The organism is Serratia ureilytica, from assembly GCF_013375155.1.
In the GTDB taxonomy this organism is placed as follows: domain Bacteria; phylum Pseudomonadota; class Gammaproteobacteria; order Enterobacterales; family Enterobacteriaceae; genus Serratia; species Serratia ureilytica.
On sequence record NZ_JABXOF010000002.1, the window covers coordinates 377,944 to 398,690 of the forward strand.

A 20,747-nucleotide genomic window follows, 5' to 3' on the forward strand; every position below is an offset into this window, starting at 1 on the left:
ATCACGCCTCCTCCGCCTGGATAATCCCGTCTTCGGCGCGGATTTCGCTGTCGGGCGGAAGGTGGGCGATCGCGAGCGCAATGGCCTGAAAACGGCGTCCTACCGCAACGATGCTCTCCTGAGCTATCTCATGAGAATCATAAAACAGTGAAATGGCGAGCCGTTCCGCTTCGGGGAACAAGCACAGCACCGTCTGGTGGTTGCTGCCGCTGACGATATCCGTCACCCGGAACGTAAACGGCAAGCGCGGATCCTTCTGCGGTTGCGGCATGTTTTCAAACACAAACAGGCTGCCGAACGGCGAAGTGGGCACCCATTGTTCGTCGTAGCGGTTCAGTTCGGAAAAGGCGTACTTCTGCCTCAGCGTCTGGGAATCCGCGATATCGGCCAGCAACGCATAAATGGGCCGGCGGCGAATCGCCTGCAGGCGCAGCACCGGGCTGGCGACACACAGGCCAAACAGCGTCTGCACCTGCTCAATGTCCGCCGGGCGCTCGCTCATGGTCGTGCCGATCGCGATATCGTCACAGGCCAGCGCTTCGGCCAGCGCCAGCATCCAGGCCAGCTGCGTCAGTTGATTGACCGTGATCCCCTGGCGCCGGCAAAACGCGGTGAGGCTTGCCACCTGTTCCGCGGTGAATTCCGCGCCATATTGCCGCATGCGTCGCCCCTGCGGCGCGGCATCCGGCGCAGCGCTCAACGGCAAACGTTGGTTGACCGGCGCTCCGCGCAAATAGTCCGTCCAGAACGCCTGCGCTTCGGGATCGTCGCCGTGCGCGCGCACATAAGCGGCGAACGGCTCAAATCGGTTAATTTCCAGCGCCGGCGCGCCCCCTTCCAGCAAGGTGAGGTAGTCGTTGAACCAGTGTTCGAACAGAACGCCGAGGGACCAACCGTCGAACAAGATATGGTTAAAGGTCTGCACCAAATAGTGCTCATCGGCGTTCAACTTGATCAGGCGCCAGCGGATCAACGGCGGCGCATCCAGCTCAAACGAGGTTTCTCGTTCCCGGGCCAACAGCGCTTCCATCCTTTCTTCCAGCGAGGACGGCGGCGCATCGGTCCAATCCTCGATCGCGATCGGCGCCTGCAGCGTCTCGCAGATGAAGACGTTGGGCCGCCCACGGCGGGTTTGATCGCCAAACCCGGCGCGCAGCATTTCAAAGCGCTGCAGCGCCAGCGACCAGGCCTGGTTCAACACCTCCGGCTGCAGCGGGCCGGCCACCTCATAAACGGCCTGATCGATCTGATACTCGTGGTTAAGCCGGTTGAAATACATCAGTTCCCGCTGCGTGACCGTAGCCTCGAAAACGGCGGCGATGCGATGACGTTGCTGCCAGTGGTCCAACTCGGCGAGGCTGACGTCGGCATGGGGGAAGTCCCCCGGGCTGGCGAGGCGAACGCCCTGGCTCGCCTCGTGGCAACAGTGTTCGACCAGCGCCGACACGCTCGCCCTATAGTGCGAACCGAGCCGGGCCAGCGTCGCCTGCGGCAATAAGCCCGACATCACGATGCTCAGCCGGTCGCCGTGCACGTAGAGCACCAGATCCAGCACATTGTCGCTCGCCGGCAGCGCGCCGTTTTCCAGATCCGCCGTTTGGTCGATCAAGGCCCACAGGGCGTCGTCAGTCTGTTCGTTAAAGACGCCGAGATAGTTGAATGAAATGGCCGGCAAGCGGTGGCGCCGCAGACAGGCTATCGCTTCGTCGTCCGACGCTGAACCGTATTTCAGCGCCGAATAGCCGATGCCGTGATCCGGCATCTTTCTTAATGTGTCCTTGATGGCGCGCAGCGTGTGTTTTGGGCTCTGATGCGCGGTGATGCGCAAAGGCAGTAAGGCGGTGAACCAGCCGACAGTGTCGTCGAGCTGGATCTTATCGTCATTGATATCGCGGCCATGGTGTTCGAGCGTCAGGTAACTGTCCGCACGGCCATGCCAGGCCTGCAGCACCGGCGCCAGCGCCGCCAGCAACACCTCGCGGGTCGAGGTACGGTAGGCCTGATGACAGGTGTCCATCAACAGCGTCGTCAACGCCGCGTCGCACTCTAAGCGGCAAAACGCCGGACTCTGCGCCCCCTCGCTGAGCGTGGCGTAATCGGGTTGCCCGGCGATCATCGCCAACCAGTAAGCGCATTGGTCATGCCGGCTCGCCGCGTAGTGCCTTAACGTCTCGCCCCACTGCCGGTAGCTGGTGCCTTTCGCCGACAGCGATTCGCCCTGATGCAACCGTCGCATGTCTCTGACGATGATGCGCCAGGACACCACGTCGATGATCAGATGATGGAATGCGCAGAACATCAACGCGTAGCCGGGCGCGCTGCTGTCGAAAATGTAGACGAAGCGGCACAGCGGCCCTTCTACCGGATCAAACCCCGATTGCCATTGATGCAGAAGTTCGGCGCGGCTTTGGCGACAAAGCGCCAGGTCATAGTATCCCCATGAAGGGCCGCCGTCGGCCACCGACAGATAGCGCTGCGCGACCAGCGCGCCGGCATCGTCGGCGCTAAACCGCGCGCGCAGCATGTCATGGCGCGACGCCAGCCCGTTCACCAGATCGGCCACGCGCTCGGCGGACATCGGCGGCACCCGCACCAAAAAAGTCTGGTTGAAGAAGGCGCGATGTTGCGGCGGCTGCTCGTTGTACCAGCGCTGAATCGGCAACAATTCGAATTCGCCCTGCAGCTCGCCCTGTTCATTGAGCGGCGCAATCGCGTCCCGTTGCTGCAAAATACGCTTGGCCAGCGCCCGCGCATTCCGGGTTTCGAACACCGCACGCGAGTTGCTGTGATAGCCCGACTTGCTCAATTCGCTGGTGAACACGATGCTTTGGATCGAATCGCCGCCCAGACGAAAGAAGTCGTCATCCACCCCAACCCGTTCAACGCCGAGGATCTCCGCCCACAGGGCGCAAATCAACGCCTCCAGCGCATTCTGCGGCGCGGCATATCGCTCGCTTTGCGCGAATTGCGGAGCGGGCAGCGCCGTGCGATCCAGCTTGCCGTTCACCGTCAGCGGTATCTCGTCGAGCGCGACATAGCTGGACGGCACCATGTAATCCGGCAGGATCCGCTCCAGCCGGGCGCGCAAATCGGCAGGATCCAGCGGCTCGCCCCGCGCCATCAGCACATACGCGGCAAGGCGCTTGCTATCGCGATGGACGACATCCACCACGACGCATTTCTCGACGCCCTCCAGCGCATTGATCGTATTTTCTATTTCGCTGAGTTCAATTCTGAAACCGCGGATTTTCACCTGGCAATCGTTTCTGCCGAGATACTCCAGATTGCCGTCGCGCAACTCTCGCACCCGATCGCCGCTTTTATACAAGCGTCGCCCGTTCAACGTAATGAAACGCTCTTGCGTCTGCTGCGGCTGGTTGAGATAGCCGCGCGCCAGCGCGTCTCCGCCGATATACAGCTCGCCGGCCAGCCCTGGCGGCAACGGCTGCAGCCAGCGATCCAGCACATGAAGTTCGCGCCCCGGTATGGCTCGCCCAATCGGGATGCTGCTGCGGGTTTCATCCGCCGCGATGGCGTACATCGTGGTGAACGTGGTGCATTCCGTCGGGCCATAGCCATTGATGACCTGCTGCGGGCGGTTGGCTTGCCGCACCAGGCGCTGCATCAGCGTGGCGGTCAGCGCCTCCCCGCCCACCAGCAGACAGCGCAGCCCGGCGAACAGGTCGGGGTGACTGAGGTAAAGATGATCGAACAGGCTGCGCGTCGCCCACAGAATCGATACCTGCTGCCGACGCAGCAAGGCTTCCAGCTGCGGCACATCGCCGGCGATATCCTCCGTGTCGCGCACGACGACCAATTTGGCGCCGTTGAGCAATGCGCCCCACACCTCGAACGTCGCCGCATCGAACGCCGGGCTCGAGAGGAAGAGCAACACGTCATCGGGCGTGACAGCGATGCCGGACGCGGTCGCCAACCCGCACATCGCGTGTTGCTCGAGCATCACGCCTTTCGGGGTCCCCGTCGATCCCGAGGTATAGATCACCGCGCCGAGCCGGTCGGCGCCGGTGATGGCCGGCAGATTCTGCCGCTCGTGCGGCAGGCGGTTCAGATCGCCCAGCGTGAGGACGGACACGGCGTGCGGCATCATCGCCGCCAGCGCCTCGGCGGCCGACTGCAGGCTTTCCCCAGCGATGAGCACCGGCGCGCGCGTTTCTTCGAGAATATGCCGAATGCGCGCCTGAGGATAATTGCAGGAGAGCGGCACATAGGCCGCACCGGTTTTCAGCACCGCCAACAGCGCCACCACCATTTCCAGGCTTTTCTCGCTGTACAGCGCAATCAGCGTGTCCGCCTGGGGGGCGACCCCGGTCAGCGCTTGGTAGCGGAGCGTAATTTCGCGCGCCAGGCTATTCGCCATGCCGTTCAGCTCACGGTAGCTGACATGCAGCCCCTCAAACTCCAGCGCAATCTTATCCGGATAACGCAGCGCGATCGCCTCAAACCGGGCGCTGAGGGTTTCTCTCGGCAACGCGGGGGCCGCGTCGTCATCTGGCGGCATATCGGCGGCGGGATAAAAGGCGAGGTGGCGTAAAGGCGCGTCAGGCGCGCGCATCGCCGCTTGCATCAAGCGCATGAAATGTTCCGCGCAGTCGCGCATGTCATCTTCGTCAAACATGTCCTGACGAAAACGCAACCGGAACTGCAAGGCATCGCTGTCGGCCCGATCCTCATATTCCAGGGAAAGCGACGCGCTGGCCATATCGTGGTTGGCTTCAAACAACGGCGAAGTGGCGCAATCGGCCAGCGCCAATGCCGCATCGCGCAGGTTGGTTTGGGCAAAGGAAATCGGCATCGCGCGGATCCCCAGCGTCTGCACCACCTGTTGCGTGGGCAGTTGGTTAAACCGTTGGCGCGAGTGCGGCGCCGCGGCGGTAATAAACGCCAGCGCGCGTTGATAAACGGCGGCGAAGCCTTCGCCGTCACGCAGCGAGAGGGGCATCACGCTGGTGTTGACATGCCCGCCAAGCGCAAATCTTTGCCCCTTTTTTATCGACACCGGATAGCTGATATAGACCGTTTCCTGATTGCCGCTGCGCGCCATCAAGATGCCCCACAGCACCAGCAACGCCAGAAAGTCATTCATTCGCCGTATTCCCGCGCCCTGCTTCAGCGCTTTCCATTGCGCTTTGGGCAGCTGGAAACGCAGCTCGGCCGCCTCATCGTTTCGCACGGCGCCGCTTTTCTCAAAGGGCACGTCTATCGCGCCCAAATTTGCCGCTTCGGCCCGCCAGTGCGCCAGCGCTCCATCGGCGGCCAGTTGTTCCACCTCGTGCTGCAGCTGCCGGTTGATGGCGGCAATCTCGGCCGCCTCGAGGCGTGTCGATAGCCGCTGTTGACCATAGTACTGGCTCACCAATGAGAAAAACTCGTCGGAAGACGCGCCGTCGATCACCAGATGATGGCCCACCAGCGCCAGGGTATAGCGCCCCGGCCCCTCGGCGAAAAGCACCCAACGATAAAGCGGCCCGCGGTAAATGTCGAAGGGCTGGCGAATCACTTGGGTCAGCAGCGTGCGGTCCGTGTAATGCTGCAAAGGATGGATTGCGTCATTGCGACGCCAATACAGTTCGCCATTCCGTTCATGAATATGGCTGTTCAGCAGGACATGATCTTGCACCAGCGCGTTCAGCGCAGCTTGTAATCTGATGGGATCCAGCGCGCCCTCAATACGCTGCAGCACCAATACGTTGTAATTACAGCCCTCTGGATGGCGGTCATATTCATCGATAAAAACTTTTGAATAGGGTGATACAGGAATCTCTTCCATGACAAACACTCCATTTAGAATACACGTGCCCTGCTTAACGGCGATCCATGCGGCATACCCAAACCTCTTTCGGCATCAGCTCGCTTATCTTTTCTGAGTAATAACCGATCAGCATGTTGATGCGCTTTTCTGCAATGACCTCCGCCGCCTGAGCGCAAATCGACTTGTAAAAACCAATAGGGATCATCACTTTGCAACGGCTATGCAGGTGCCGACAAACGCCGATGGCCCAGGAAAAACACTCCCTGGAAGGATTGGAAATATCCAAAAGTTCGGCACACTCACTGGAACAGCCAATCACAGCGTAGAGATTGCCTTTATTGATATAATGAATTTTATGATACAGAGGATGTTTTTCAATATATTCAAATGCGCGATGATCTTTTTCTCGCCCCAGATTATTGATAAAGCTGGCCTGCCGCGCTTGGTCGCCCTCGGTAAAACGAAAGGCCATAAACTTATCAGGCTTTAAGGTTAATTCGACGAAGGGATAAATTTGCGTATTGGTCGTTAAATACTTTCTAAAAATCTTTTCATAAACCCTGATCTTCCTGTCATCGGAAAAGCAGATATCCGCCGCCACATCCGAACGCCTGGCCTGCAGGAAAAAATCTTTCAAGACGGTGGAAGATTTGACCTGACGGTGGATCCCAAGATCGCCAAGCATATTGACATCAAAAGACAATTCATTGATTTTAAAGGGATAAAAGCTGGACACAAACATCCCGAGATAACGTTCTTGATCCTTGTAAAATATGCCCGTTTTTTCCATCGGCGCCCCACAATGCGGATCGAGCAAATGCTTCCAGTGCAGGAAACGCTCCCCGCCCAAATCTCTGCCATAAAGCTCCTGCAATAATTTGAAATGATTATGAGAAACCGCTTCTCTCACAAAGACAGCCATGTTTTATCTCCCTATAAAACCGATTCCATGCCGGGCGGAAATCAATAAAAGATGACCGCTCAGCGCCGCTGATAATACGGCGCCGGACCGTTCGCTTCCTTTCCCTGATTAACAAGAGTCGCTGTGCATTTTTAACCAGCGCAAGAATTCAATATTATTATCGATGTTCAGTTTTCTCATGGCCGAACGTTTATGAATACTCACCGTTTTCGGGCTGATGCCGAGCAACATCGCCGTTTGGTTTTGTGAATAGCCCAGATGGATTAAACGGCACACTTTCCCCTCGCTAAAGGTCAACTGGGTACGACAACGCGGGCAATAGCTTGAAACCAAACTATTTTTCTTGCGATAGCAGAACATGACCTTGTCCACGATCGCCGCCACGCTGTCTTTGCGCGTAATACTTCCGGCTTCCAAATTGCAATGAATTTTAGGGAATGTCTTTTTATGCTCCAATATTGAAAAATAGAGCGGAATAGAAGAAAAGTTGCCCTGCAAAAGCTGGGTATGACAAAAATTTATGGACACCCGCTTGTCCGGCGCCCTGAATATGATGTTGGCACGTTCTTCTCCCGTGATCTTGGCCTTAATGCCATTCGTGAGAAAACCTTCTTGCAAGGCAAGACTCAACCCCAGCTTGAAGAATTGATTTTTATCCACAATAGCGATATTGACGCGCTCCATTAACAAACCTCCCTTTTGACTACGCTTGCTCACTCTCCTTACTGCAATATCATTGCTGTGATTATTTTTTGTTTTAACGTGCTTTTTAATAAAAAAGCGTTATAGGCGAAGCAAAAAAGACCTTGCCTCGCAAAAGTGCATTTTATATATAGGGTTATATAAATCATCTGCCCTGGAGAGCATACAAAAGCAAGACGCGGTAAGCGGCCGCGCTTCGCAAGGGAAATTGTTATCGTAAGATATATTTATAAGGCATCATTGCCATCAGCATCACGGTGCTAAGATTTTTCTCTGATACGTTAATTTTACTCCAAGAGCGCAATATATCCAGATAAATATCGAAAAAACACATAATATAGAACATAACATTGCGTGACATTGATTGTTAAGAGAATCCGTTTATGCATTAGGAATTTACTTATGATAAAGGCAGGATAATGCTTTTTTCGCACGAGGCGGCGGGGTCATCGCAGACCCTATTAAACAGAGTATAACCATATTCATTTTATTGTAAAAAAATTGCATAAAAAAAAGCTACACTTTATGGCAGTAAGTGATTCCCGCCCTTTCATGTAGACGGCAACAAAAAAGAAGAAGGCGAACCCATCGGCCGCCCGCGCAAGAAATGCCTGGTAGGAGTAAAGATTTTTCTGGAGTGATGCGCAGCGCAGAAAGATAACGCGGCATCGTTGACGAGCGGGATGATTTATATTTTTTTTATCCTCATCAATTTTTTAGCCTCCAGGCAGGAAACCAACCCGAGGTGATCTTTTTTTAGCTGCTTGTCGCTCCCAAGAGGAAGAATGACTTTGAACGTTTGCAACTTACCGTGATTATTATAGATATCAAAGACTATCACCGGCGGGCCATAACCCAGGATCATGCAGTCTAAAAACCGCAGAACGGCGCAGCCCAAGCGGCTCCTGGCCTCCCGGATGATTTTATCCGCAAGCTCATCATACCGGAAAGGTCTTTCCGGCGTCGTCAATACCTTCATAAGGTCTCCCTTCTGGTATATATCATTCCGATTTAAAATAATAACCTCATAAAACCGCCGCCGTTCAAGGCGAGTAAGATATAAAAACCCAGGTTTCGGCAATATATAATCTAACGATGCAAAATCAATCTAACAAAAAACACAATAGTATAAAAAAACAGCACGAGTTTTATTGAAAAAATGACCTGATTTGCAATAATGAAATTGCCTGAAGTAAAGGGCTAACTGAAAAAGGAGTTTCAATCATGAAAGAACTATCCGCAGTAGAAATTGAACAAGTTAACGGTGCTGGTTTTTTTGGTGACGTAGGCACACTGATTGGCAGTGCGGTAGGTACAGGTATTGATACCATTTCCGCGATTGCCGGTGTTAACCCGGATGCCAAAACCGTTGTCGGCACCATCGGTAAAGGTATTGGTCTGGCCGTCGATGCGCTGATTTCCAGCGGATTGCAGATCATCTCTAAACTGTAATAACAACTCATAATCATCCCTTCCTATTTTTTAATTCGCTTCATTTTAAGCACCTTCGCGGGTGCTTTTTTTTACATCAAAGAATCAAAAAATAGATAAGGTCAGAAAAACCAATATCCAAAAAAACAGGCTGGGTATCACCATGATAAAAAAACCCATGCGTTTATTGGCGTTTTTGAGCATCCAGTCATAGATCATCGCAACACTCCTTGTGAATACCAGGAGGCATTTCCGCCTCCCGGTATTTTATCCATCGAGTTTTTGATTACAGTTTCGGCACTTTGGAAAAGAAGTCCGCCATTTCGTGCGGGAACCCTTTCGCAATCGCCGGACGAAGATCGTCCATGGAAACATTAAAATCTTTCGGCTGCTCGCTCGTTTGCATTTTTTGGTGTGCGTTCACATTCGATTGCAGACCATTAAAAATGCCCTTCATATTGCCGAACATATCATCGCAAGATTTTGTCACATTACTCATGACCGACTTGGCCGCATCCGGCCCCGACATTTGAATATTGCTGACGCCTTGCATAAACGGTTGACTCAGCGACGATTGGGAATTGGTGCCCAAATTGCCGCCGGCCTTCATGGTTTCTAAAATTTTGGCTGGATCTAACATGTTTATCACCTCTTTACGGTTGTGTTTACATCGCTTTCGGGCACGAGAATCCTCGCAACGCCCGTGACCAAAGTGGGAAATCTTTCATCGTCGAGCGCAATTCCAGTTTGAGCACGCCCACCACCGACGACATCGACATCGTCAGCTCTCGCCTGTCGCTGGCGAGCGGCACGGGATTGCTGGCGTCGAACATCCGGAACAAGGCCCAGGGCCCGTCGAAACTGGCGACCTGGATCTGGCCGGTGCCAGTGCGGAAGGTGAGTCGAACATAGCTGCCGCCTTTCGGGCCCGGCCAATCGATACGGGTAGGCTGGCTGAAGCCATGGCTGTAGTTAATCACCTGCCCATCGATATCCAGGGTCGCCTCCGTAATGGTCGGCGTCAGGGACAACGGCCTGATGAACATGGAGAAGGACAGCTTGTCGCCGGCGGTGAAGAAGGTATCGCGGATCAGGCGGGCATTTTCAAACGCGCCCAGCGTGCTGGCATTGACGATCCCCTCTGAACCCGGTTTGGCATTCCATTTCTGCGCGTTGACGTCCACATAAGGGGCCAGGTTCTCATCGAAGAACTGCTGCATCGCGCCGCTTTGGCCAAACATGCGCGAGAAGTCCTCGATGCCGACCTCCGCTCTGGCGTTGCGCGAGAACGGATAACGCCCGCTGATGCTGCTCTTGCACAAGCCGGAGGCCAGCGACGAAGCGCCTTTGCTCAGGTTCTTTTGGCTCTGCTGAATAGTCTGGCTGTCCCCGACCTGCAACAGATCCATCATCACGCTGCGCACCGGTTCCGGCTGGCGCGCCGCATCCAACTGCAGACGCTTCAGCGTGCCTCCTGCGGGCACCACCTGGCCGCCGCGCAGCGAGGTGGACAAGGTGGTCAACTGGCTGTACAGCGCTTCGAAACTGCGGCTCAGCGGATCGTTGCTGGCGTTGGTGGTCTGCAACAGCTGATAGCCCAGACGCCGCAGCAGCTCGAAGCGATCTTCCACCGCGCGTTCCGGCGTGAGACGAAAACGCGCGCGCTCGCCGGAAATCTCGCCGAGGATGTCGCGCCGCTGCTGCTCGATGCGATTGCGCTGGCGATCGAACCAGCTTGCCGCATCGCCCTGGTTGGTGCCGGTCATGCTGGTTTCGCGCGCGGCGAAGCGCACCAGATTGGCCAGCGGGGAAGAAGGGTCGGACAGTTGACGCGCCAGGATCGCCGCATCCTCAAGCCCGTTGACCGGCCGGGCGCGCACGTCGCGCATGAAAGCATCCCATTTGTCGGCATACTCGATGAGGTATAGCTTCCTCGCCTCGTCGGCCAGCTTCTGCGCCGAAGCCAGCGAGTTCACCGCGTTTTTCCCTTCCGCGCTGTCGCGCAGCACCCAGGACTCTTCTTCGATCATGTCCTTGGCGGCGTCATCGAGCTGCGCCAGGAAAACGTCGCGATAGCTGGCGCGGGTATAGAACCCCGGCACGGCGGTATCGGTGACCGTCGCCTGGCTCTTGCGGCGCAGCATCAAGGAGACGTTCGGCCCGGCGGCGTCGGCCAACGAAATATCGTTGATCGCCGCCGGCAACGGTTTCTCTTCGATGCGGCGCACCACCCGCACCTGCATCGGAATGTTCATCGCTTTCACCCGCGCCAGGCGCAGCAGATCGCCGTTCATCTTCATGACCGGCGCGTCCGGCAAAGAGAACATCTCCCGCAGATGGTAAGCAAAGATGCCTTTGTTCATGTCGGTGTAGCCCTGCGGCATAAAGGTTTCCCAGCGCGCCATGAACCAGTCGACCAAGGCTTCGGCGGAGCGGTGCGAGGGTTCGCCCATCATCAGGTACACTTTCAGGGTGCCGTAGACGTCCTTGTTGGACGCCGAGACGTCATTCTTGAGTTCGTCCGCGATATAGTTTTCCACCGCCGGCCAGAAGATCTGCAGCAAATGGCGTTGGTAGGTTTTTTGCGCCGCGCTGTTGATCAGCTTGTGCTCGAAATAGGGATTCGGCACCGGCGACACTTCGCCGCCCAATTGCGCGTTCATGTACCCCAGCTGCTCATAGGCGGAAATGACATCGTCGCTGACGCGGTTAGTCACCGGAATTTCGCGCACGATGCGCTTTGTCTCATCGAAGCGCGCCGCAATGTAGGAGATGTAATCGCTCTCCCACAGGTAACGCATCGCCAGCAGGTTAAACGAGACCGCCAACAGAATGAGCACCAGCACATAGCGGCCCAGGGAGCTCATGCGGCTGCCGAGCGGCCTGGCGTGCGAAGACTGCTGCATCACCCCGCGTTCTTGCCGGGCATAATCCAGCTCCGGGTGATAAATGCGCCCGGTCGGGCGAGCTTCATAGATATCCGCCGCTTCCGCGTTGTAGATCGCCCCCTGCGGCGGCAAGGCGATGGTGCTGCCCAGCCACACCTGCTGCAGATGGCAGGCGTAGCCCACCGGCGTTTGCGGGAAGATCTGCTCTAACAGGGAATACAACGGGTTGCCCAGCGACCCCAGCGATTCAGTGAAGAACAGCAGCTGTTGGCGGTTTTGGCCGTCCGGCGCATCGTGCAACAGTTCGAGCACGTGATGGCTGACGCGCGCCACCATCTCCCGGTAGAGGGTTTCATACTGCTCGAAGGGGGTTTCTCCCTGTTCGGCGCGGTTCAGGCTGAAGCCCATGCCTTTTTGCAACAGATCGTCACCCAGCATGGACAGGAAGGTCTCGCCGCCGACCAGTTGATCGAGGTGGCTGATGGTGAGATAGACCGGCAGCTCGCTGCGGAACCACGAGGCCATCTCCAGCAGGCGCACGCGCAGCGCGTCGGCGACCGACTTTCTCTCCGTCAGCGAGGCGTGCAGCAACCAACGCGCATCCAGACACAGCATGATGCCGTCGATGCCCGGATGGCGGCGATGGCGGCGGATCAGTTTGAACAGGGTGTCGCGCGCCCTGGCGCCCTCTTCCCCCAGGCCGTTCAACTGCAGCCATTCGCCGGAGGTGTCGACATACACCGAATTCTCCGCCAGCCACCAGTTGCAATCCTGGGTCGGCCCGACGTCCACCGTCTGCTGCAGGCCATAGTGCTCGGCCAGCAAGAAGCGTTCGCCGCTTTCGCCGATCAGCGAGGTTTTGCCGCTGCCCGGCGGCCCGATGACCAGAAACCACGGCTTTTCGCTGACGTAACGGCGCGTCAGGCGGTATTTGAAGCGCTGCCAAGGGGTGCGCTGCTTCGCCGTGCCGACGTACTGCAAGGTGCGCAAGGCGTCGTAAAAGCGCGAGGTCACGCGGTCTCGCTGGGCGGTCTTGCGTTTGGCCGGGGCCGGCGCTCGCGCGTGGCGGAACACCCAGGATAAGAACGTCGCCACGAACGGCCAGAGCGCCCAGCACAGGATCAGCGCGATGATGATGCCCCTGACCCAGACCGACAGCAGCGGCCGATAGGTGCCGATGGCGATCAACGGCCCAATCCACCACACCACCGCACACAGCAGCAAGGCAATCACCAATATGAATGATCTACGTATCATATAATTTCCTTATTATCTCTACGCCGGCGGATGTCTTAGTTATCCTCGGGGACCTCGGCGGCTACCCCTGCCTGATTTAACGTTGCAGACGGTGAAGCCATCTCCCTCTCGCCGATTTTCCAAAGGATGTCCACGCGGCGGTTGCGGCGGCGCCCTTCTTCCGTCGCGTTGTCGTCCAGCGGCTCCTGATCGCCCTTGCCGACCGATGTCACGGTGCGGTTGTATTTACTGTTGGCCAAGGATTCGCGCAGCTTGTCGGCGACCGTCTGCGCGCGAGCCTCGGACAGTTTCAGGTTGGAGTTGTTGGAGGTGTTGCGATACGGTTTGTTGTCGGTATGCCCGATGACCTCCAGATCGCCCGGCCACGGCGCCAGCGCTTCCCCCAAACGCTCAATGTTGCGTTTCTTTTTAAACTCTTCCGACAGCTTCGACTGCCCGGTGGCGAACGCGCCGTCGGAGGTGAAGATCAACAGCCAGCCGCGCGGATCGGCGCGCACCTCCAGCCACCCTTCGCTGAGGATTTGCGGCAGCGGCTGCGGCAGCGTCTCCATGATGTTGATTTTGCGCGGCTGCGGCGGTGTCCAGGCCAAAATGGCGTTGCGCAGCGCGCGGGACTGATCGTGCAGATACCAGGCGGCCGAGGCGTACGCCAGCAGCGCGATGGCCAGGCCGTAGCACAGCAGCTTCAGCGGCGTGATGCGGGTCGCCTTGCGCACCACGTTGCTCGGCTCGGCATCGGCCAGCGTCTGCGTCGGGTTCTGGCTGTACAGATAGCCGTCAAGACGGTTGCGCACGTCGGCCAACAGCACCGCGCCGCGTTCCATTACGTGGTATTGCCCTTCGAAGCCCAGCGACAGGATCAGATCGTAAAACGCCAGGATCTCCTTGTTGCGCGGCGAGGCGGCCAGATAGGCCTGCAGGTGCTCGAAGCACTTTTCCCCGCCCCAGGCGTCGCGATAAAACTCCACCAGCAGGCTGAGATTCAGTTCGCCGGATTCGAGCGTGCTCATGCAGCACTCATCCACGTAGGAGCACAGCAGATAGGCCAGCTTGTCCACATCGCTCGGCGCGATGTGATCCGCCAGCAGCGTCTGCTGAAATTGTTGGATCTCGCGCACGATCTGCGCGCGTACCGCGCCCGGATTCAGCTGTTTCTGATCGCGCACCCGCTCCACCTGCAGCAGGACCGGGATAGCGGCGGCGATCAGCGGGTTGTCCCAATGGCCCATCATCACGCCGGGCTTGCTCAGCGCGGCGCGGCCGAACAGCCCGCTCGAGGTCGGCGCCGCCTCGGCCGGGCGCTCGCCCGGCGCGGGCTCGCTGCTTTCCGGCGCAACGCTTTCCGCTTCATAAGGCTTGGGTTCGGGGGGCGTCGCCACCCCGGCGCTTCCCGGCCGCAGCTTGGCGGCCAGCGCCCGCGCGCCGAAGGACAGCGCGGCGATCTCCGCCGTCGTTTTGCCCACCGAGCCGGACGCGGGAAGGCGCGGCGTCGCGTTGTTGCGCGTTACCGCCATCGCCTCGCGTATTTTTCTCTCGAATTCGTTCATCCCACCCTCCCTTGCCTTAATCCCCAGACGTCAAAACGCAGGTCGGGGAAATCACCCACGATGCTGAGCGCCATCGCCGAGCCGGCCATCATTTCCTTATAAATCGGGTCGGCATGATCAACCTCGAAATAGATGCTGTTCGGGTAATACGGTATGTGCCGCGGCGGCGAGGCCATCGGCAGCAAGCGAGCGCCCGGTAATTGCAGATCGATCAGCTGAATGATTTTCTCGACCGGCCCCAGTTTGACCTGCGCGGGGAAATACGAGCGCAGATGCTCGATGGACAAACCGCAGCTGACGGCGAACACCAGTTTTTCCAGGCGCAGCTGCGAGTCGTTCGGGCACAGATAAATGCTGTCGCCGCGATCGATAAACGGCAACGCCACCGCCGGCGCTTCGATCACCAGCGACAGCGCGCGGCGAATCGAGGCAAACAGCTGGAAGTAGCAGTTGTGCGGTTCATCGTGCAGATACACCAAATCGGCCCGATCCCAGAGGCGTTCGCCGCCGGGAATGATGCTGAGCCGCCCCAGCAGGCTCAGCAACGTGTCGAACAGGGTTTCAGGATGCACCTGCGGGCTGGCCAGCAGTTGGCTGATGCGCAAATTGAACTCGCTCAAGGTTTGCAGCAACAGCAGTTCCAGCAGCTCGGAAAGCCCGCCGATCGTCATATGCACGTCCGGGCGGAAAACCGACTCCAGACGCTGGCTGATCAGCCCAAGCAATTCGGTGGTGAAAGCGGGCAGCCAGCCGATGGCGCGGAAATCCAGCATCGGCGGCAAGGCGCGCTCATCAAGCAGCACCCGACGATCGCTGGTGAGCTCGCGCACGAAACCGACCGGCAGCACGCTTTCCGCGCTGCTGACCGCGTCCTCCAGGCTTAGCCGCGTCACCAGGCTGCCCAGTTGCATCGTGCACACGCGCGGGGTCCCTTCCAGGCTGACGCCGTGGTTGCGATCCGGCACCTCGGCGTCCATGGTGCGAAAACGGCTGCTTTTTCGCGCATCCTGGATAAGATCGATCTGGGCGTTGCCGGCGATATCCATCAGCACGGACAGGCACACCACTTTCCCCTGGCAGCCTTCTCCCAGCACCAGCGGCGGCGGCAGCGGAATATCCTCAGGCATGCTGAACGCCGTGCCGTCGGGGAAAACGCCCTTGGCTTTCTTCAGCGCAAACTTGCCCTGTTCCAATAGCCCGTTGTCGATCTCCAGCGTCAGGAACCCCCAGGTGAAGGTTTCGACGCTGCGCAAGCGCGCTTCAATCAAGTGCTCGAAAAAACGTTCCTGCTGCTGGAAATGCTGCGGTTCCATCAACATGCCTTCTACCCAGGCGACGCGTTGTTTAGGTAACATGTCATTCATCCATTTTGTCGTTAGTCACTATGCTGAGTGACGTCATCCCCACCATCACCTTCATTTGCGAATCAGCCTGCGCAGGGGACTTTTGCTCGGCGAGCGGCAACACGCCGCTGATTTGCTGAAACTCCGCCCCGACGACGACCCATCGCTCTTGCCCCGCCGGCACCTCGAAGCGATAACGCAACGTCTCCCTCGGTTGCAAAATGCTCTGGTGCCGGCTCAGCGCCCCTTCCGACGGCGCCGTCTCGCGGCAAGGGGCGCCGTCGCCAATTCCCTCAGGCATCCACCCCGAGCGATTGGTTTCTATCACGCACACCTTGACCGGCTGCGCCTCCCCGGCGGCATTCGGGTTCACGTTGTCGTTGGCGGTCACCTCGACGTCGATAAACCGCAACCGACGCCCCGCATCCGCAGCCTCATCGTGAGAAAACCAGCTGCATCCGCCGAGCATCCCCACCGCCAACAGTCCCCCTGTCGCAATCCCCCGGAGCGTTTTCACCATGCTGAACTCCTATGCATTAACGAAACATTTGGTCTGGCTCGGCGCGACCTGAGTGCAGACCATGTTGTTGTTGTTCGTCGTGCTGGAATCACCTAGCCGCGTGACCGGCATGCCGCCGGAGAAATACTTACCCGATCCCTGCACCGGCTGCGCCTGGGCCGAATGCGTCCCCGAGGCAGCGCCGATCACTCCGCCCGAATCGGCGGTGGCCACACGAGTGGTGCCGAGGTTTTGTTCATTGCCGCCGGAAATGAAAATGTTAGGCACGTTCGGTATGCCGGTGTTGTTGGGCGAGGTGTTCGGGCCCGGCGCCGGTATCATCGGGTCGCAGCCGGCAAAGCCGATCCCGCCCATGTTGGTATTGGCTGCAGTCATGGTGGTTTACCCCATATGTATCTGGCCACCGTCGATCTTCAGCACCGCCGAAGACTTCAGGGAACCAATTTCACTGTTGATGACGAGGGATTGCCGCGCATCCTGAATGATGTGCTTGGCCAGCACCTCGTCGGTTTCCTCCACCCGCCGGCTCGCGTGCTTGCTGCGCACAAACAGGCGTTGAGAGATTTGGTGCAGCGTTTCGGCAACCCAACGGCTGCTGCGCGTCAGCAGCGTGAAGTGCGGGCTGCGCAGCGTCAGCCGCTTGCCGCCCTGCAGCTCTATCTCGGGCGCCACGATGCGCAAGTTGGCGCAGCGGCTGTCCAGCGTCATGACGGCGTTCGCCTGTTGCCGCGACAGGATCTCGGTGATGACCAACTTGTCGCCGTCGGCGATGACGCAAACGCGATCGCCCGCCAGCGGCTGAACCAGGCAGCTGGTGGCGACCGCCAGACAATGCGCGCGCATGCCATCGACATACAGACCGCCGTTGGCGTCGGCCGCCAGCGTCACCACCTTGCGCCCCCCTTGTTCGGGAAGCGGAGCGCTGCGCACCAACTGCAAAGGCGTCACCCTGGCGTTGGCATAGACCTTCTGATGCTCTCTTCTGGATTTATACATATCTGCTTACTCCTGTTGGCCGTTGATACGACGGTTGCCGCGGCCCCGGTTGTTGATGCGCATACCAGGCGTCGATCGCGCTCAAGAACGGATCGGCGGTAAGCGGCACGTTTTCGGCGCGATGACGCTGCGCGCCATGCAGGCGAGCGCTCTGTTGCTGAGCGGCGGTCAACGGCTGTTCGATCAGGTTCGCTTCCCGCAGTTCGGCCTGCTCAAGATTGGCTAACGCCAGATCGCACGCCCTGAATTCCGCTTGCGGCAAGATGGCGCGCCCCCAGTTGGCGCCGCCCATCGCACATTCGCTGAACCGGGCCTTCTGCCCCTGCGCCAGGATCAGCGTCGCGCGCTCGAAATCGCAGCGCAGCGCCTGCGCTTCAGCGAAGATCGCCGAGGTCAGATCGCTGTCGGCGAACGAACACCCCTCCAGCTCGCTGCGGTGAAAACTGGCGCCCTGCAGCTGTAGCTGAGCCAAAGTGCAGCCCGACAGGCGGCAGGTGAACCAGATGCGCGCCTGCCCCGCGATCGTCTGCCAGCTGCACGTCTCCAGCCGGCAGCTCCCCATGATGTGGCGCTCGAGGGTCGACGCCTGCCACAGGCACTGCGTGAGCTGGCAGGCGTACCAGTTGGCGTCCTGTATCACGTCCTGGTGAAACATCAGGTTGGTCAGGGTGCTGGACTGCACGGCCAGATGCCCCAGGCTGCTGCGTTCAATTTCCGCGCCGTTGACCTCGCACCGGATCAAACCGCAGTCATCCAGCAGACAATCGCCGACGTAACACCCCTGCAGCGTGGTGTCGTTGCACGCCAAATTGCACAGCAGCCCCTGTTGCAGCGTCAGGTTCTCAAACCGGCATTCGTTGAACGACAGGCGCATCAGGCTGCCGCCGACCACGTTGACCTGCTGCAGGGTGCAGCCCTCAAAGCGCACCGCCCGCAAATCACAGCCTTCAAACGTGACGCGTTCGAAATGACAGTCGATGAAAAAGCAGTCGCTCAGCGTCAACCCTTTCAGCTCGCGATCGTGAAACCGGCGTTTCTTGAAGATCCGCGACATGGGCGGCGTCTGCGCCACCGCCTGGGCGACCTCCAGTTCGATCGCCTCTCGGTCAGGCAGCGCCTGTTGAATCACGCGGCTTTCAGTTTTCATGCGCATAGTCCCCATGAATGATTCTGCGCGGCACCCAACACGCGCGCTCCAGCAGACAACCGCTGAACCGCGTGCCGGCGTCCTGCCAGGTCATCGCCAGATGCGCCGCCGCCAGATTGCACTGGTCAAATTCCGCATCGCGCAGATCGGCGTTATAAAACAGGCCTTGCTGAGCGCTGCTGTTTTGCCAACGTGAGTGCGTCAACAGGCTGTCTTTAAACCGCACGCCGGCCAGATCGCAGCCGGCGATCGCGCAGGCCGTCAGATCGGCCTCGTCAAAGTTGCATTCAGTGAAAACGCTGTACAGCAGTTGGCACCTCTCCATGCGCGCCGCTTTCAATCCCACTTTGGTGAAACAGCTATCGCTGAACACGGCGTGGGAAAAGTTCGCCTGCATGCCCGCCGTCAGGCTCTCGACGCGGCAGCGTTCGAAGCGCACGCCGCGCCAGTTGCCGCCAAGGAACGAGTTTTTGGTGAGCGTCATCTCCAGCGCAACCGCCTCTTCGGCGAGGCAGCGGTTAAACACGCACGCGTCCAGCTCGCCTTGCAGAAACTGCGCGCGGATCAGCGTCGCGCCATTAAACATGCCGTTGCCGATCGCCGCGTGTTCAAAGCGGCTCGCGGTGAAATCGCCCCGCTCGAAAACGCAGTTATCCAGCTTCACGTGGTCGGCGCGCAGCCCTTGCCCCTGAGGCTCCGCCAGCGTCACCCGTTCGAAAACCGCCTCTTGCCACACGCTTTCCGCCAGCAACGGCTTTTGCAGCGTGCACGAGATCATGCGGATCTGGCGCAGCGCCGCCTGCGTCAAATTGACCGCATCAAAAACGCAGTTTTCGAAGGTGCAGCTGTCGAGGGAAGCCTGCGAGAAATCGCAGCGCTCAAAGCGGCACTGCAGAAAATGCCGGCCCGACAGCGCCTCGCAGCGCAAACCGGTGAAAGTCTTCCCTTCCACGGTCGCGCTATCGGGGAAAAACGCGTCATTGCCGTCTTCAGCGGGAAGATCCGGCAAGTCGGGCAACGTCACGGAAACAGGCTCCGCCGCCGCTTGTTGCTGGTGCAAGGCGATCGCCTCGCGGATACGTTGATAGAACACGGCGGAATCGCCCAGAGAGGTGGGCGACGGATCGTAACGCAAATCGCTGGGGTGATCCGACACCGCCTGGATGACGTTCAATCCCATCTCCGCCGGCATCAGATCCGGATCGAACAGAAACTCAAAGGGCGAGGCGTCATCGTCGCTGCGCTTGCGGAATACCTGTTGGAAATAGTCGAACGAGCGCGGCGCATCGCAGCGATCCAACGCCAGCATGACGGACTCGATGGACTCGTCCAGCAGATGCGTCAACGGCGCATTGCCGGTGAAGATAAGCAAAGCGATGTCGCTGTCGGGCAGGAACCACAGCGTTTTGCGCTGCAGCTCGATTTCCTCGAGGCTGTCGCTATCGTGACGGCGGATGAACGCCCGTCCGCGCACCGCCGGCAGCTCGCCGCGAATCGCCTCGCTTTGCGCGCCGACGCCCTGCAGCTCGAAGGGCACCCGATCCGGCCACGCCGCTTCCGGCAACCACTGCGCCGGCGGCGCCATCTGGAAATAACGCCGATCGATATTGGCCGGCAGCCCGGGGAATGCCGTCTCGAGATAGGCTTTGCCGGCGATCTGGCCCGCCACCTTATCGATGTGCGCCTTGCGCAGCGCAAACTCGTGCGGCACCGGCGCCGGCGCCGCCAGCGGAGAGCGCTCCTGCGCGGTCCCCTCGGCGGACAGCGTCATCAGCAGCGGCCGCAGCCCGTCATTGCAGCCGCGGCCAAACGGGTTCTCCTTGTTGTCTTTGCCGCCCCAGGCGGAGGTGTGATCCAGCGGCACGCTGAGGAAGGGTTCCACCTCCATCGCGCCGCGCCGTCCCTCGCCCTCGACCCGCCAACGGCGCTTCAGCCCGCCGATGTCGGCGCTGACATTCAGCGTTTTCACCGGCTGACCGATGCCGGCATGGCCGGCGATCAGGTATTCGGCGAACGGCTTCGGCTCGGCAACATCCAATATCGGCAGGCTGAGCGGCACGCGCTTCCACGCCTCCCAGATTTCGGCTTCGTTCACGAAGTGCTCAGGCCGGGACAGGTAGCATCCGGCCACGACGCTGATGCCGAGCCGGCTGTCTGTCCCGATCTGGTAACTTCCTTTAATCGCCACCAATTGCTGTGGCCGTATGATTCTCATTGCCGCGCC

The 20,747-nt window shown here is 58.9% G+C and carries 14 protein-coding genes; 1 reads left to right on the forward strand and 13 read right to left on the reverse strand.

Annotation, left to right across the window (positions count from 1 at the left end):
• Position 1: 1 nt before the first annotated feature.
• The 4 genes from HWW83_RS05230 to HWW83_RS05245 form a co-directional block, all read right to left on the reverse strand.
• Entirely contained in the window at positions 2-5,788 is a 5,787-nt protein-coding gene (locus HWW83_RS05230) for a non-ribosomal peptide synthetase (protein ID WP_176589053.1), read from the reverse strand.
• Between the two features lie 34 nt (positions 5,789-5,822).
• Entirely contained in the window at positions 5,823-6,692 is an 870-nt protein-coding gene (locus tag HWW83_RS05235) for a hypothetical protein (RefSeq protein ID WP_046687385.1), read from the reverse strand.
• 108 nt (positions 6,693-6,800) lie between these two features.
• On the reverse strand, positions 6,801-7,376 hold the full coding sequence (locus tag HWW83_RS05240) for a helix-turn-helix transcriptional regulator (RefSeq protein WP_004935315.1): 576 nt from the start codon (positions 7,374-7,376) through the stop codon (positions 6,801-6,803).
• 706 nt (positions 7,377-8,082) lie between these two features.
• Complete coding sequence (locus HWW83_RS05245) at positions 8,083-8,373, reverse strand: hypothetical protein (protein WP_004935318.1); 291 nt, start codon at positions 8,371-8,373, stop codon at positions 8,083-8,085.
• Between the two features lie 245 nt (positions 8,374-8,618).
• Between HWW83_RS05245 and HWW83_RS05250 the strand changes: the two genes are divergently transcribed.
• The gene (locus tag HWW83_RS05250) at positions 8,619-8,846 is read left to right on the forward strand and encodes a hypothetical protein (RefSeq protein ID WP_004935320.1); all 228 of its coding nucleotides are present in this window, start codon (positions 8,619-8,621) and stop codon (positions 8,844-8,846) included.
• Between the two features lie 265 nt (positions 8,847-9,111).
• Here the strand turns inward: HWW83_RS05250 and HWW83_RS05255 are convergent, their stop codons facing one another.
• From HWW83_RS05255 to HWW83_RS05295, 9 genes are read right to left on the reverse strand one after another with little or no spacing between them, the layout of a single operon-like run.
• A complete protein-coding gene (locus HWW83_RS05255; protein ID WP_033632662.1) occupies positions 9,112-9,465 on the reverse strand; it encodes a DUF6277 family protein in 354 nt (117 codons plus the stop codon).
• Between the two features lie 25 nt (positions 9,466-9,490).
• Positions 9,491-12,970 carry a type VI secretion system membrane subunit TssM gene (tssM, locus tag HWW83_RS05260; protein WP_033643653.1) on the reverse strand — a complete coding sequence of 1,160 codons (3,480 nt, stop codon included), beginning with the start codon at positions 12,968-12,970 and terminating at the stop codon, positions 9,491-9,493.
• Positions 12,971-13,005: 35 nt separating this feature from the next.
• Positions 13,006-14,517 (reverse strand): type IVB secretion system protein IcmH/DotU, encoded by a 1,512-nt coding sequence (gene icmH / locus HWW83_RS05265; RefSeq protein WP_033643654.1) that lies wholly within the window; start codon positions 14,515-14,517, stop codon positions 13,006-13,008.
• Positions 14,514-15,872 carry a type VI secretion system baseplate subunit TssK gene (gene tssK, locus HWW83_RS05270; protein ID WP_021505816.1) on the reverse strand — a complete coding sequence of 453 codons (1,359 nt, stop codon included), beginning with the start codon at positions 15,870-15,872 and terminating at the stop codon, positions 14,514-14,516. Before tssK ends, icmH begins: the two co-directional genes overlap by 4 nt.
• Before the next feature lies 1 nt (position 15,873).
• Positions 15,874-16,380 carry a type VI secretion lipoprotein TssJ gene (locus tag HWW83_RS05275; protein WP_033643655.1) on the reverse strand — a complete coding sequence of 169 codons (507 nt, stop codon included), beginning with the start codon at positions 16,378-16,380 and terminating at the stop codon, positions 15,874-15,876.
• Positions 16,381-16,389: 9 nt separating this feature from the next.
• Positions 16,390-16,755, reverse strand: a complete 366-nt coding sequence (locus HWW83_RS05280) for a PAAR-like domain-containing protein (RefSeq protein WP_033643656.1) — start codon at positions 16,753-16,755, stop codon at positions 16,390-16,392.
• Positions 16,756-16,761: 6 nt separating this feature from the next.
• On the reverse strand, positions 16,762-17,376 hold the full coding sequence (locus HWW83_RS05285; protein WP_033643657.1) for a DUF3540 domain-containing protein: 615 nt from the start codon (positions 17,374-17,376) through the stop codon (positions 16,762-16,764).
• The gene (locus HWW83_RS05290; protein ID WP_232093834.1) at positions 17,369-18,523 is read right to left on the reverse strand and encodes a pentapeptide repeat-containing protein; all 1,155 of its coding nucleotides are present in this window, start codon (positions 18,521-18,523) and stop codon (positions 17,369-17,371) included. Before HWW83_RS05290 ends, HWW83_RS05285 begins: the two co-directional genes overlap by 8 nt.
• A complete protein-coding gene (locus HWW83_RS05295) occupies positions 18,513-20,738 on the reverse strand; it encodes a DUF2169 family type VI secretion system accessory protein (protein WP_176589054.1) in 2,226 nt (741 codons plus the stop codon). The genes HWW83_RS05290 and HWW83_RS05295 overlap by 11 nt, the downstream gene beginning before the upstream one ends.
• Positions 20,739-20,747 lie beyond the last annotated feature (9 nt).

What these genes read in the sequence shown, in the direction of transcription:
- icmH (WP_033643654.1), bottom strand. Translation starts at nt 14,517, where the DNA reads ATGAACGAATTCGAGAGAAAAATACGCGAGGCGATGGCGGTAACGCGC.
- HWW83_RS05285 (WP_033643657.1), bottom strand. Translation starts at nt 17,376, where the DNA reads ATGTATAAATCCAGAAGAGAGCATCAGAAGGTCTATGCCAACGCCAGG.
- HWW83_RS05250 (WP_004935320.1), top strand. Translation starts at nt 8,619, where the DNA reads ATGAAAGAACTATCCGCAGTAGAAATTGAACAAGTTAACGGTGCTGGT.
- tssM (WP_033643653.1), bottom strand. Translation starts at nt 12,970, where the DNA reads ATGATACGTAGATCATTCATATTGGTGATTGCCTTGCTGCTGTGTGCG.
- HWW83_RS05290 (WP_232093834.1), bottom strand. Translation starts at nt 18,523, where the DNA reads ATGAAAACTGAAAGCCGCGTGATTCAACAGGCGCTGCCTGACCGAGAG.
- HWW83_RS05245 (WP_004935318.1), bottom strand. Translation starts at nt 8,373, where the DNA reads ATGAAGGTATTGACGACGCCGGAAAGACCTTTCCGGTATGATGAGCTT.
- tssK (WP_021505816.1), bottom strand. Translation starts at nt 15,872, where the DNA reads ATGTTACCTAAACAACGCGTCGCCTGGGTAGAAGGCATGTTGATGGAA.
- HWW83_RS05235 (WP_046687385.1), bottom strand. Translation starts at nt 6,692, where the DNA reads ATGGCTGTCTTTGTGAGAGAAGCGGTTTCTCATAATCATTTCAAATTA.
- HWW83_RS05295 (WP_176589054.1), bottom strand. Translation starts at nt 20,738, where the DNA reads ATGAGAATCATACGGCCACAGCAATTGGTGGCGATTAAAGGAAGTTAC.
- HWW83_RS05255 (WP_033632662.1), bottom strand. Translation starts at nt 9,465, where the DNA reads ATGTTAGATCCAGCCAAAATTTTAGAAACCATGAAGGCCGGCGGCAAT.
- HWW83_RS05275 (WP_033643655.1), bottom strand. Translation starts at nt 16,380, where the DNA reads ATGGTGAAAACGCTCCGGGGGATTGCGACAGGGGGACTGTTGGCGGTG.
- HWW83_RS05280 (WP_033643656.1), bottom strand. Translation starts at nt 16,755, where the DNA reads ATGACTGCAGCCAATACCAACATGGGCGGGATCGGCTTTGCCGGCTGC.
- HWW83_RS05240 (WP_004935315.1), bottom strand. Translation starts at nt 7,376, where the DNA reads ATGGAGCGCGTCAATATCGCTATTGTGGATAAAAATCAATTCTTCAAG.
- HWW83_RS05230 (WP_176589053.1), bottom strand. Translation starts at nt 5,788, where the DNA reads ATGGAAGAGATTCCTGTATCACCCTATTCAAAAGTTTTTATCGATGAA.